This is a genomic window from Embleya scabrispora DSM 41855, assembly GCF_000372745.1.
GTDB lineage: Bacteria > Actinomycetota > Actinomycetes > Streptomycetales > Streptomycetaceae > Embleya > Embleya scabrispora.
Window position 1 is genome coordinate 340,530 of record NZ_KB889686.1, and the last position, 11,488, is coordinate 352,017.

General features: G+C 69.8%; 12 protein-coding genes and 1 tRNA gene. 5 read left to right on the forward strand and 8 right to left on the reverse strand.

The genetic code is table 11. The features are described from left to right. Nucleotides 1–142: 142 nt before the first annotated feature. Both A3IC_RS0133555 and A3IC_RS58005 read right to left on the reverse strand, forming a co-directional pair. A complete protein-coding gene (locus tag A3IC_RS0133555; protein ID WP_020554464.1) occupies nucleotides 143–619 on the reverse strand; it encodes a hypothetical protein in 477 nt (158 codons plus the stop codon). A 14-nt stretch (nucleotides 620–633) separates the two neighbouring features. After that, nucleotides 634–1,896, reverse strand: a complete 1,263-nt coding sequence (locus A3IC_RS58005) for a helix-turn-helix domain-containing protein (RefSeq protein WP_026219052.1) — start codon at nucleotides 1,894–1,896, stop codon at nucleotides 634–636. Nucleotides 1,897–2,072: 176 nt separating this feature from the next. Between A3IC_RS58005 and A3IC_RS0133565 the strand changes: the two genes are divergently transcribed. The 3 genes from A3IC_RS0133565 to A3IC_RS0133575 all read left to right on the forward strand — a co-directional run bounded on the left by A3IC_RS0133565 (nucleotide 2,073) and on the right by A3IC_RS0133575 (nucleotide 3,321). Next, a complete protein-coding gene (locus A3IC_RS0133565; RefSeq protein WP_020554466.1) occupies nucleotides 2,073–2,288 on the forward strand; it encodes a hypothetical protein in 216 nt (71 codons plus the stop codon). Further along, on the forward strand, nucleotides 2,285–2,833 hold the full coding sequence (locus A3IC_RS0133570; protein ID WP_020554467.1) for a hypothetical protein: 549 nt from the start codon (nucleotides 2,285–2,287) through the stop codon (nucleotides 2,831–2,833). Before A3IC_RS0133565 ends, A3IC_RS0133570 begins: the two co-directional genes overlap by 4 nt. 158 nt (nucleotides 2,834–2,991) lie before the next feature. Next, the gene (locus A3IC_RS0133575; protein ID WP_020554468.1) at nucleotides 2,992–3,321 is read left to right on the forward strand and encodes a hypothetical protein; all 330 of its coding nucleotides are present in this window, start codon (nucleotides 2,992–2,994) and stop codon (nucleotides 3,319–3,321) included. Between the two features lie 159 nt (nucleotides 3,322–3,480). On the opposite strand, the gene A3IC_RS0133580 is transcribed toward A3IC_RS0133575, so the two are convergent. Continuing rightward, nucleotides 3,481–4,050, reverse strand: coding sequence for a TetR/AcrR family transcriptional regulator (locus A3IC_RS0133580; protein WP_020554469.1), 570 nt, complete (start codon nucleotides 4,048–4,050; stop codon nucleotides 3,481–3,483). Nucleotides 4,051–4,142: 92 nt separating this feature from the next. Between A3IC_RS0133580 and A3IC_RS0133585 the strand changes: the two genes are divergently transcribed. After that, nucleotides 4,143–5,615, forward strand: coding sequence for an MDR family MFS transporter (locus A3IC_RS0133585; RefSeq protein WP_026219053.1), 1,473 nt, complete (start codon nucleotides 4,143–4,145; stop codon nucleotides 5,613–5,615). A gap of 205 nt (nucleotides 5,616–5,820) precedes the next feature. Here the strand turns inward: A3IC_RS0133585 and A3IC_RS0133590 are convergent, their stop codons facing one another. Genes A3IC_RS0133590 through A3IC_RS0133600 form a run of 3 tightly spaced genes read right to left on the reverse strand, consistent with a single transcriptional unit; the run spans nucleotide 5,821 to nucleotide 7,456 of the window. Then, nucleotides 5,821–6,798 carry an NAD(P)-dependent alcohol dehydrogenase gene (locus A3IC_RS0133590; protein WP_020554471.1) on the reverse strand — a complete coding sequence of 326 codons (978 nt, stop codon included), beginning with the start codon at nucleotides 6,796–6,798 and terminating at the stop codon, nucleotides 5,821–5,823. Beyond that, nucleotides 6,795–7,034, reverse strand: coding sequence for a helix-turn-helix transcriptional regulator (locus A3IC_RS0133595; RefSeq protein ID WP_020554472.1), 240 nt, complete (start codon nucleotides 7,032–7,034; stop codon nucleotides 6,795–6,797). The genes A3IC_RS0133590 and A3IC_RS0133595 overlap by 4 nt, the downstream gene beginning before the upstream one ends. After that, nucleotides 7,028–7,456, reverse strand: a complete 429-nt coding sequence (locus tag A3IC_RS0133600) for a hypothetical protein (RefSeq protein WP_020554473.1) — start codon at nucleotides 7,454–7,456, stop codon at nucleotides 7,028–7,030. The genes A3IC_RS0133595 and A3IC_RS0133600 overlap by 7 nt, the downstream gene beginning before the upstream one ends. Nucleotides 7,457–7,770: 314 nt before the next feature. On the opposite strand from A3IC_RS0133600, the gene A3IC_RS0133605 reads away from it, so the two are divergent. Further along, nucleotides 7,771–8,928, forward strand: a complete 1,158-nt coding sequence (locus A3IC_RS0133605) for an amidohydrolase family protein (RefSeq protein ID WP_020554474.1) — start codon at nucleotides 7,771–7,773, stop codon at nucleotides 8,926–8,928. A gap of 65 nt (nucleotides 8,929–8,993) precedes the next feature. Here the strand turns inward: A3IC_RS0133605 and A3IC_RS0133610 are convergent, their stop codons facing one another. Continuing rightward, nucleotides 8,994–11,294 (reverse strand): hypothetical protein, encoded by a 2,301-nt coding sequence (locus tag A3IC_RS0133610; RefSeq protein WP_026219054.1) that lies wholly within the window; start codon nucleotides 11,292–11,294, stop codon nucleotides 8,994–8,996. Nucleotides 11,295–11,296: 2 nt separating this feature from the next. Further along, a tRNA-Arg gene (locus A3IC_RS0133615) sits at nucleotides 11,297–11,368 on the reverse strand. Between the last annotated feature and the right edge of the window lie 120 nt (nucleotides 11,369–11,488).

Here is an 11,488-nt window from a genome sequence, read left to right on the forward strand (position 1 = left end):
CGGCCGTCGATCGCGCCGCTTTGACGGCGCGATCGGCGGCCTCCGTCGTCGCCCGTTCCTCCACCGTCCGCTCGCGCCGTCGAGCCAGGATCCTGGAACGTCCGGAGCGATCGACGAGGCGGCGTCTGTCCTTCGTCGCGTCTCAGTCGCGAGTAGCGCCTTCCGGCCACACGATCTGAACCGCGACGCCCATACGCCGTGCGTACTCGACGACGTCGGCTGTGCCTCCGTATCCGCGAGCCGGTTGTCCGTCCCACACCGCGACCAAGTGCTCGGCCAAGCCGACGAGAATCTCGCTTCCCGCCATGTGTGCCTTCTCGCCGGACTCCCGGAAGCCCGTTTCGTAGACCTGCGAGGCCGAGCCCAACAACGCGTCGTATTCGTCGTGATGCCACTCCGGTAGGCCGGCCCTGTAGGCGGAGGCGGGGACGACGACCTCGATCCGTCCCCCGACATCCAGGACGGCTCGCGCGAACCACGCGTCCGGGCCGTCGGCGATGCACGAAATCCCGACGAGTTCGGCCGACTGCCGGAGTTCCACGAGTTCACGCAAACGGCCTCGGACCTGTTCGGCCAGGTCGCCGGTCAATCCACGATGGCCGGTGATCCCGATACGCATGTGTCTCCCCTGTGTCACATGTGGACGCCGTGCAGGCGATCGTCGAACCGGCGGACAGCACGGGGCGGCATTGTCATCGAGACGCGCCGTCGCAATCTGCGGGCACGATCGATGACGCGGCCGGAACGGTACTCGATGCCGGTCTCGACCGCCTGGTCAGCGCACGCAAAAGCCGTGTCCACGTGTCCGCTCTCCAGGTGTGCGTCCGCGATGTCGAGCATGAGCAGCGCGCGTTGCTTCGCATGTCCGGAGCGGATTGCCGGCTCGGCTGCCCGGAGCGCGTCGAACACCCAGTCGGGGCGTCCCAGGTGCACACCGCAGGCGATGCGGGCGGCGGCAACCTTTGCCTCGTCGAAGGCGAACACCCAGGGCCACGGGGCCGGATCCTCACCGGGGATCCTTTCCGCTGCGGAAGCGGAGGCCACAAGCGCACGACCTGCCTCGACTTCGTTTCCCGACGCCGCCAACGCCTGGGCCTCCAGCGATGAGAGCCAGGCATCCGCGATGGCGGACAACCCTTGGCCGAGCGATCGGCGGGCCCCGCGAAGGAGGGCCGTGGCCTCGGCCGGGTTCCCCGAAGACACTTCGAGTTGGGCCAGACTCCCGGCCTGATAGGCGGACAGCACAGGGTCCCCGGCTCTGCGTGCGCTGCCGATCGCTGTTCCGTACCAAACCCGGGCCGATCCGAGATCCGCCATGTCCCACGACAACCAGGCCGCAAAGGAGGCGAGTTCACTGCCCGCTGCCGCCAGGCGCCCTCGCTGCTCACGGTCGCCGGTTCCTTGAGCCAACTCCTGCACGAGGCGTAGGTGGGCACGCACTGGGTCGATCAACTGCCTTGCCGGGACGGTCGCGTCCAGACGGCGGAACCCGGCTGTGACCGACCGCAGACTGCCCGCCTGCTCCTCGGTATTCGTGACGGAGCCGGGACCGCTGTTCAGGGGCGCAACTGTCGCGACTGCTCCGGCCAGGAAATTACGGCGCAACACGTGTTCGTCTTCCCTTCGCGCGGTCGTGGGGATCGCGCTGTCGGCGAGGCCGACCAGCCCTGGAGGAATCTGCAAGCGGGCTGCGGCTTTCGCCAGAATCTGCATGTCGTAGGTGCCCGCGCCTCGCTTCTCCATGCGGGAGATCGACGATTGGGCCAGCCCGCACGCTTCACCGAGTTGGGCCTGCCCGACACGCCGGTGTTCACGTACGAGCCTGATGACACGTCCGAAGTCCCCGGATGCGGAAGCACCGCGCACGGCCGAGGTCGTCCAGGGTTCTCCGGTCATCGACTACCTCCTCGGCACGGGCAGGGTAAGCAGAAACTCGAGCCCGGCCCATCAAATGTATGCGCTGCGTGCATGTCCGTATGCACCCTGCGGATGACCGATGGCGCTGTCGGCTCGGAGCAGGCTTGCCTTTGAGGCGAGACGTCAGGCAATACCGACGCTTTTTCAGGTGGTTCATGACCGACATCCGCTTCACCGCCATCGATCCCGACCGTCCCGTCGTCCGCGACAGGATCAACGAAATCATCACGGTCCCCCTTTTGTTGTGCGATGCCGCCGCAGCGCCGGTGGGTCGGATCAACCTGCTACTCGACGGCGTGCGTGCCGAGTTGCTGCACGCGAGCCTGACCCGCGCCCTCGAAGGCCCGGCTCCCATGCGGAGGCCCGGGTGATCGGTACGCACCTGAACACCGCCGTGGTATTCCGTGCGCTGCCCGCCGAACCGGAAGCGGCGGCGCAGGCCCGGACATCCGTTCGGCGAGTGTGCGACGAGGTCGGCATCGTCGATGCGCACCGGGACGACCTCGTGCTCGCGGCGTCCTCGCTCGTGTCCGACGCCTATTGCCGCTCCGTGGCCCGAACCTACGAGTTGCAGGTACTGGCCACCCTGTCCCCGGCCGGTCCGCTCGCGTGTGTGGAGGTGCGTGAGGTCGACGGGATGCCACTTCCACGCCGCGCGGAACGGGGGCACGGGCTCTCGGTCGCCGTCCTGCTCGCCACGCAGTGGGCGCACGGGCAGTGCGGGTGGTTGATCACCCAACACGGCCCCTCTTCCTGGGTGTTCCTCGCCGACGCGGCCCCGGAGTACGGCGGGCCGCGCTTCATGCGATGCCTGGCGGGTTTGCGCGGCCCGGCCGACCTGCACGTCCTGACCCTCGCCGACCTCGACCGCGACCCGAAGACCAACCTGGGCCCACCCTGCTGCTGCCGGATCTGACCGCACTCTCGACCGCCCGGTCGGGCGCGCTGTGCCGCCATACACGCCATGCGCCCGGCCGGGCTTCCCCTCGCACCGACGCAAACGGAGTTTCGGCGGGCAACGTCGGGCGCACAACTTGGGTCCCCTACCCCATGAATTGCTGGAAGACTCGGCACATGCAGCGATTTTCCGCGAGCCCCGGCGGTCTGGACGGGCCGGTCACGCTCGTCGACGAGCAAGGGATCCGCTGGGTGCTCCACCGCATGCGCCTGGACGTGCGCGTCGTCCGGCGGCTCGTCAAGGACCATGCCACGCCGGTCATATGGGGAGACATGGGTGGAATCAGCCCCCGGGTCGTGCCGGAGGCCGAACGCCCCGCGCTCTGGGGGCGGATCAAAGGCGAGTACCAAGGCCCGGGCGGAAAGGCGCCGATGGGCCGCTACGTGGCGCACGAGTTCCGAGCCGAGCCGGGTCGCCGCATGCTCTTCGTCGAAGACCACTGCTGACCGCGCCACGTGTCCTCATCGAGCTGACGGAGAGTCACGAAACATGAGACCTGGGCAGGACCGGTTTTCGTGAACCCGTCGGTGAGGTGGCCGGCCTCGGCCACCTCGCCGGCACCGCGCGCAGCGCGTGGTCGGGGCGCGAGGTTCGGCGCTTTCGTGTCAGCGGACCAGGGGGAGGAAGATCGTGTCGACGATCTCTTCGAGGGCGTGGTCGGCCGCGGGGGCGAAGGTCGTGAGGAATTCGTGGCGCAGCAGGTCGAAAGGGAGGGACTTGATGCGCTCGGTGAGGTGTTCCGGGTTGACCTCGCCGCGCTCGACGGCCCGGTCGAAGAGCGTATCGACAGCTTCCTTGCGCCCGGTCGTGAGGGGATCGGTCAGGTCACTGGGGCGAGTTCCGGTGGCCTGATAGTAGGCGGCCAGATGCGCGATCATGACCGTGGCCAGCTGGACACGAGTGGCGTTGATCTCCCGCATGAGGGTGAGGACGTCCTCGCGCAGGCTTCCCGTGTCGGGAATGTCCAGGCGGGACTCCTTCAGGGTGTGGGCGATGGCGGCCCGGACGAGTTCGTCGCGGTCGGACCAGCGGCGGTACAGGACGGGCGGGCTGGTGCCCGCGCGCTTGACGACGGCGTCGATGGTGAATTTGGCGTAGCCGTGGACGGTGAGTTCTTCCCAGGCCGCATCGAGGAGAGCCTTCTCCAGTGCCGCCCCACGACGCCGCTCGGTCATCCGCAACTCGCCCCTTAGATAGATTTGCCTATCTTACTCTAGCGCCCTACTCTGGCGGCCGTAAGATAGACCGATTATCTTAAGGAGCGTTCATGAACGCCGGCGCTGCTCAGTCGCCATCCGTTGCCGCAGACCCGGACCGCGTCGACCCGGTCCTGCGGCGCATGACCTTCACCCTGATCATCGGGGCGCTCGCGGTCATCTTCGACACCACGATCATGAGCGTCGCCATCGACGACCTCGCCGGTCGGATGCACACCCCGGTGGCCACCATCCAGTGGGTGAGCACCGCCTACCTGCTGGCCCTGGCCACCGTGATGCCGGCGGTCGGTTGGCTCCAGGCGGCCCTGGGCGGCAAGCGCCTGTGGATCGCGGCGCTGGGCGTGTTCCTCGCCGGGTCGCTGCTGTGCGCCTCGGCGTGGAACGCCCCGAGTCTGATCGCCTTCCGGATGGTCCAGGGCTTCGGCGGCGGCATCATGATGGTGCTGATGACCACACTGATCATGCAGGCGGCCAAGGGTCGCAACATCGGCAAGGTCATGTCCCTGATCACCGTGCCCACAGCCCTCGGCCCGGTTGTCGGCCCGGTGATCGGCGGCACCATCCTGCACCTGGGCGACTGGCGCTGGATCTTCCTGTTCAACGTGCCCTTCTGCGTCGTCGGCGGCTACCTTGCCGTGCGCAACCTGCCCCAGGACCGGCCCGGTCCCCGCCCTCGCCTCGACGTCGTCGGCATGCTGTTGCTCTCGCCCGGCGTCGCCGCGGTCATCTACGGCCTGACCCGGATCGGCGGATCCGAGGGGCCGGCCGGCCTCACCGCGGGCCCGCCCCTCATCGTCGGGCTCGCCCTCCTGCTCGGCTACGTCGGCTGGGCGCGGCGGCGCGGACCGGACGCCCTGATCGACGTGAGGCTGTTCCGCCATCGCGCACTCGCCTCGTCATCGGTGCTGGTCTTCCTGTCCGGCGCGGCCCTCTACGGCACCATGCTGCTGCTGCCGTTGTACTGGCAGCAGGTACGCGGCCAGGATGCCCTCGGCGCCGCACTGCTCCTCATCCCGCAGGGCGTGGGCACCCTCATCTCCCGCTCGTTCGCCGGCCACTACATGGACCGCTTCGGTCCGCGCCCGGTCGCCATCGCCGCCTTCGTTCTCACCTGCGCGGCCACCCTGCCGTTCGGCTTCGTCACCGCCTCCACCAGCAACACCGCGCTGATGGCCGTGCTGTTCGTGCGCGGCATCGGACTGGGCGCGGCCATGATCACGATCATGGGCGCAGCCTTCGTCGGACTCGAACCCGAGGAGATCCCCCAGGGCTCCGGCATCAGCCGCGTCGCCCAGCAGATCGGCGGCTCCGCGGGCACCGCGCTCCTCGCCATGATCCTGCAGCGCACCTCCACCGGCGCCCACACACCCGCCACCCTGGCCTCGGGATTCGGCAACGCCTTTTGGTGGGCCACCGCGTTCACCGCCGCCGCTGTCCCGCTCTGTCTCCTCCTGCCGGGCCGCCCCGGCCCACAGCCGCAGGACCGGGACGCCACGTCCGCCGAGGAACCCACCGGCCTTTGAGCGAACGGAGCGTACGAGGGGCCGGGCCGGTCGAGGACACTCGGAGCAGTCGGCCCGCCGACCGATGCGATGCCAGGATCTCGAACGCACCCGTCACATCGGTGACCCGATGATCCGGTGGATCCACCGCCCGGTCGTCCGGATCGAAGAGCAGCAACCGTCGTATCACGCCCCCCGGCATCCCCCGGCATCCCCCACGCACCGCTCAAGCCACGGTCGCCACAACCTTCCCACGGGCATGACCCTCATGGATGTACCGGATCGCCTCGGGGATCTCGGCAAACGTATACGTGCGATCGATGACCGGCGTGAGCCTGCCGTCCTCGACATACTCCCGCAACAGGTCCAGGTCCTCGGCCCGTTCGGTGGACACCACACCGCGCAGCCGATGCCGTACGAACGGGCCCAGTGCCAGCGCCCGGAGCATGCGGTCGACGCCGCCGAACCAGCGCCCCTTCGTTTCGCTGCCGACGATGACGAGGGTCCCCGTCAGGGTGAGCGCTCGCCGAAGCAGCCCGACCGGACGATTGCCCGCGGTGTCCAGGATGAGGTCCCACCGCCGTGTCCCGTCCGCGAAGTCCTCGCGCGTGTAGTCGATCACCTCGTCCGCGCCCAGCGAGCGAACCAAGTCGACTTTGCCCGTGCTGCACACCCCGCTCACGTGCGCCTCGAACACCCCGGCGGCCAGTTGCACCGCGAATGTGCCGACGCCGCCCGCCGCGCCGATGATCAGGACGCGCTGCCCCGGCCGTACCCGCCCGCTGTCCCGAAGCGCCTGGAGCGCGGTGAACGCGGAGGTCGGTACCGCCGCCGCCCGGACCGAGTCGAGGTTCGCCGGCTTCATGGCAAGCCTGCTCTGCGGCGTGCACGCGTACTCGGCGAATGCGCCCCGACAGGTGCCGAACACCTGGTCACCCGGCCCGAATCGGGTCACATTGCGGCCCACCGCCTGCACGGTGCCCGCGACATCCATGCCCCGGACGCGGTCTTTGGGCGCGCGCAGGCCGTAGCCGGTGAGCCGAAGCAGGTACGGCCGGCCGGTCACGAGATGCCACACGCCCGGGTCGACGCCGGCCGCGTGCACCCGGACCAGGACGTCGTCGTCGCCCACCGCGGGTTGCTCGATGTCGGTGAGCCGCAGCACGCCGAGTGGTCCGTACGCGTCCTGAACGAATGCCTTCACGGTGTCTCCCTTGCTGTGTCCGGGTATTGGAAGACCTCGTCGAGTGGTACGCCGAAGATCCGGGCGATCAGGAAAGCCATCTCCAGCGACGGCGAGTAGCGGCCCTGTTCGATGGCGATCACGGTTTGACGGGTGACGCCCACGCGCTCGGCCAGTTCGGCCTGGGTCATCTCGCCGTGCGCGAAGCGCAGGGCACGGATGGTGTTGGTGACCCGGGTCGGTGGCTTCTTCACCATGGTTGGAAGCCCCGGCGGTAGGCGACGATCCGGGTTCCGGAGCCGAGGATCGCGGAGAGCACGAATGCCAGGTAGATCGTGTTGGCGACCCAGAAGTGGTCGAACTCGGCGAGCGACATGGCCAGCGCCGCCACGCCGCCCACGACGACGAACGATTGACCGACGAACTCGGCGAACCGGCCGATCTCCCGGTCGCGTTGGTCCTTATGGTTCGCTCCCTCGGGGGAGACGATCGACACCACGATGTGCAACACGATCGCCGCCGCGATGGCGGCGCCGATGCTCCACAGCAGGGTCGACGCGTACGACACCTCGGCGAGTGGACTGTCGCCCGCTCGCCCGAGCACGACGGCGAGGTAGGTCGCGTACGCGCAGACCGTGACCACCGCCATGATCCAGGCACGTTTCTCTTCGAACGCCACGCCGCGGCTCCCGACTCGATCACGGTGGACATGGATGCAAAGCCATGCGGACAAGAGCAATGTAAAGCAACACTGACACAAGGTCTAGTTTTCTTTACATCGATCGGCCGCCTCGGAAGTCCGCCCCGCCGCCGGATCCGCCGCTCGCTCGACGACCCGAAGTCGCACGTTTCGCCGGTGGGCCCGGAGTTCGACCCCGGCCGGGCGTGTGACGCCGTCTTCGGTCACCTCGGTCGCGACCTGCCCGACCTCGCTCCTGCCTCGCGACGGCCGTGAGCGGCTGCTGGGTGTCCCGGGCGCGGGAGGATGGGCACATGGGACGTGTGGTGTTGCGGGGCGGATCGGTGTTGGACGTACGCTCCGGCGAGGTCGGCGCGGCCGATGTCGCGGTCGAGGGCAGTCGGATCGTCGCGGTCGGGACCGGCCTCGACGGGGACGAAGCAGTCGACTGCGCGGGGCGGTTGGTGCTCCCCGGCTTCATCGACTGTCATACGCACGTGTGTTTGACTCAGACGTTGCGGGATCCGTTCGGACTGCCGCGCTCGGTGCGGCCGTTGTCGGCGGTTCCGGTACTGCGAACGCTGTTGCGGCTCGGGGTGACCACGGTGCGCGATGCCTGGGGTGCCGATGCGGGCGTGCGGATGGCGGTCGAGCGGGGGTGGGTCGAGGGACCGCAGGTGTTGATCAGCGTGCGGCAGGTGTGTACCACCGGCGGGATCGGCGACCACTGGACGCCCCGGGTGGGCGCGGTGGACTTCTTCGCCGACCCGGCCATGCCCGACCCCGTCTTCGACGGCCCGGATGCCGCGCGTGCCGTGGTGCGGCGCATGGTGCGGGCCGGGGCGGACCGGATCAAGGCGACGCCGTCGGGGTCGATGACCTTCGGGCGAGGCGTGCACGACGTACAGTTCACCGCCGGCGAGATGGCCGCGCTCGTCGACGAGGCCGCCCGGCTCGGCGGACGCGGCGTCATGGCGCACGCGCACGGGGCACGGGCGGCGGAACTCGCGGCCCGCGCGGGCGCACGCAGCGTCGAACACGGCACCTGGCTCGACGATGCGGCGGTGGACGCGATGGCCGAGCACGGGACCTGGCTGGTGCCGACGCTGTCGTGTACGCAGACCGACCCCGCGGGGGCGCCCGAGGGCGCGGCCGAGGCCCACCGGCACGCTGTCGGCCTGGCGATCGAGGCGGGTGTCCCGATCGCGATGGGCAGCGACAACCCGGTGCGGCCACATACCGAGGTGCTCCGCGAGATCGAGCACCTGTCCCGAGTCGGACTCGGCGTCGCCGGCGCCTTCCGCGCGGCCACCCACGACGCGGCGCGGCTGCTCGGCCTCGCCGACGACCGGGGCGAGATCGCCGTCGGCAAACGCGCCGACCTGGTCCTGCTCGCCGACACCACCCTCGACCCGACCGCGCTGGACCGGCGCATCCGAGGCGTGTGGCGCGACGGAATCCGGGTCCGCTGACCCGGCTCGACAACGCCGGCGACCACCGGACGCACCGCGGCCACCGGACGCACCGCGGGGACCGGCTACTGCCTCGCCGCCATCCAATGCCCGCCGGGGGCCCACCCCACCAGGCGTCGGCCCGCCCCGTTCTGCAACTCGCCGCGGGCGTTGAATCGGCCGCCGGCGGCGACCGCGTGCAGCCCGTACAGCACCGGAGCCAGCCGCTTCCGCACGTGGCTCGGGTGTCGGATCGCCTCCGTGTCCAGCCAGGACAACGTCTCGGCCCGCTCGGTCTCGGTGCACATCGACAGGTGGAACACCGTCTGCCGCCACCCGTAGGCCACGTCCTTGATCGTGCTCAGCGGTCTCGGGTTGCCCTGCACGCGAGCCGTCAGCCAGCACCCGATCGTGAACGAACGCCGGGCCAGGTCCGGCCAGTTCGGTGCCGCCTCGACCGGGCCGGCCAGTGCCGCCAGGTTGTGTGTGGTCAGGATCTGCGACTGCTCGATCACCGTGCCGTTGGCCGCGGGCGACCAACCGCTCCCGGCGCCGCCACGCGCCCGGCACAGCTCGCCGAACCGGGCGACCGGCGCCTCGTCGTACGTGCGCCAATCCACCTCGCCCCCGACCGAGGCGCCGATCGCGGCGTAGTCGATGTCGAAGTACCGCTCGTACAAGGACCCCTCCAGCAGTCGGCCGGCCAACACCGCGGCGGCCAGGTACTTCCGCGAGAACCGGCCCATGAAGATGTCCGCCGCCAACTCCTCGACCCACGGCACCCGCAACCGGGCATTGCCGGAGAGCGCGGACAACTGGCTGATCAGCGGATTGGGCAGGATGGTCGCCGGGAAGCCGTCGAGGGCGAGTTCGCCCAAGTGGGCGAGCACGGTTCGGGCGTTCTCCCGGGGCTCGGTTCCCGCCTCGTGATATCCCGACACCGCCTCCACCCAGGGCAGTTCCTCGATCCGGACCTGATGCTCCAGATTCAGCAGCAACAACGAGCGCCGATTGCGAAACGCTCGATGGTTCGCGGCCATCAGTGTCCGCAACATGGCCTCGGGATACACCTGAGCCGTGGTCGAGGCAACCAACTGCGGCACCAGTTGGGCCAGTACCTCGGCCGAGGGCACGATGCCACGCTCGATCAGCGTGCCGATCGGCGCACTCAGCGCACGCTCGACCAACCGTCGGATGGATGCCGGGATTTCGCTGCCCGAAGGCACCTTGCTCCGATGCTGCTCCGCCTCGGTGACCGGTGCCACCAGCGCGTCGGTGTGCGGCGTACCGGAGTCCTGCGGGAGGTCGGCCAGCCGTCGCACCACCACCCGGGCCAGTTCGTGGTGCGCGGGCAGCGTCGCGACAGCGGCCTGGCGCTCGCGCAGTTCGGCGTGCCCGATCGAGCCCGGCAGGCCGCGCCGGCGCACCATCGAGTCGACCGTGTGCTGCAACATTCCGCGTCGGCGCGCGTCGAGCGGGCGACCGGCCGCCGTGTCGGCGAGCGCGACGCGCAGGATGGCCTGGTTCTCCTTCGGCTTACGGTGCTTGCCGCACAGCCGATGTTCGGCGGCGAGCACCTTGTACCGGGCCAGCAAGTCGTGCGCGCGCCGCTGCCAGTCCCGGTCCGGGACGCGGGACAACACCCGACCCGAGTCGACGTCGGTGGTGTCCAGCCACAGCGCGAGGAGTTCGTCCGCGAACGGGTTCCAGACGGTGAGCGCCTCGCGCATCGTCTCGATCTCCCGCCTCGGCCGCCGCTTGGCGACCTCGTCGCGCGCCTGGCCGACCGTACTCCGGTAGGCCGTGGACGCATCCGGGGGCGGAGCCGAGGTGGGCCGCGGCGCGAAGCGCAGCCGATCCGCGAACGGGTCCATCGTGTCCAGGAGTCGCAGCGCGGCGGCACGGTCGCCCGCCCACACCAGCCAGGCCACCACCAGCAGCGCGGCCTCCTCGGGCACGACCACCTCGTAGCGTCCGTGCTCCAGCGCCTCGGTCAGCTCGGCCAGGCCCGCGTCGGTGAGGTGATACTCGAACAGGGCGCGCCGGTCGGCGGGGACGCCCACCCGGCTCGCGCTGTCGATCTCGTGTGGCAGCAGCGGTCCGCCGGCGCTCGCCTCGCCGGTGGCGAAGCCGCCGCGGACCACCTCGGGCGTCACCCAGGCGGGAAACTCGGCCATCGGTGTACGCGAACCCACCTGTAGGGATCCGCTCGTGACTCCGCGCAATACCCGACGCCAACGCTCGACCCGGCGCTCGGCGCGTTCGCGAGTGTCCGCGTCCTCGTGGCTCGCGGCGGTCCGCAGTGCTCGGGCCAATTGCCGATCGAGATGTCCGTGGTCGACGGTCGCGGGTGAAGTCCCCGCGCGCTGCTTATCGTTGTCGTTCATAGCCGGCATGGCGGGTGCTGCCCCCGCGCCCTCCGGATCCGAAGTCCGGTGCTCTACTGCTGAGCTACACGCCGTTGTCGTCGCGCCCACAGGCTACTGAGGTTTCCGGGTCCGATTGACGGTGTGTCATATAGGGGCATAACCGTTGTATGGGGAGCTCGGGGATGTCCCCGGCGGAGCGTGGGCGCCGGGAG

What these genes read in the sequence shown, in the direction of transcription:
- A3IC_RS0133585 (WP_026219053.1), top strand. Translation starts at nt 4,143, where the DNA reads ATGAACGCCGGCGCTGCTCAGTCGCCATCCGTTGCCGCAGACCCGGAC.
- A3IC_RS0133555 (WP_020554464.1), bottom strand. Translation starts at nt 619, where the DNA reads ATGCGTATCGGGATCACCGGCCATCGTGGATTGACCGGCGACCTGGCC.
- A3IC_RS0133565 (WP_020554466.1), top strand. Translation starts at nt 2,073, where the DNA reads ATGACCGACATCCGCTTCACCGCCATCGATCCCGACCGTCCCGTCGTC.
- A3IC_RS0133580 (WP_020554469.1), bottom strand. Translation starts at nt 4,050, where the DNA reads ATGACCGAGCGGCGTCGTGGGGCGGCACTGGAGAAGGCTCTCCTCGAT.
- A3IC_RS0133605 (WP_020554474.1), top strand. Translation starts at nt 7,771, where the DNA reads ATGGGACGTGTGGTGTTGCGGGGCGGATCGGTGTTGGACGTACGCTCC.
- A3IC_RS58005 (WP_026219052.1), bottom strand. Translation starts at nt 1,896, where the DNA reads ATGACCGGAGAACCCTGGACGACCTCGGCCGTGCGCGGTGCTTCCGCA.
- A3IC_RS0133575 (WP_020554468.1), top strand. Translation starts at nt 2,992, where the DNA reads ATGCAGCGATTTTCCGCGAGCCCCGGCGGTCTGGACGGGCCGGTCACG.
- A3IC_RS0133610 (WP_026219054.1), bottom strand. Translation starts at nt 11,294, where the DNA reads ATGAACGACAACGATAAGCAGCGCGCGGGGACTTCACCCGCGACCGTC.
- A3IC_RS0133595 (WP_020554472.1), bottom strand. Translation starts at nt 7,034, where the DNA reads ATGGTGAAGAAGCCACCGACCCGGGTCACCAACACCATCCGTGCCCTG.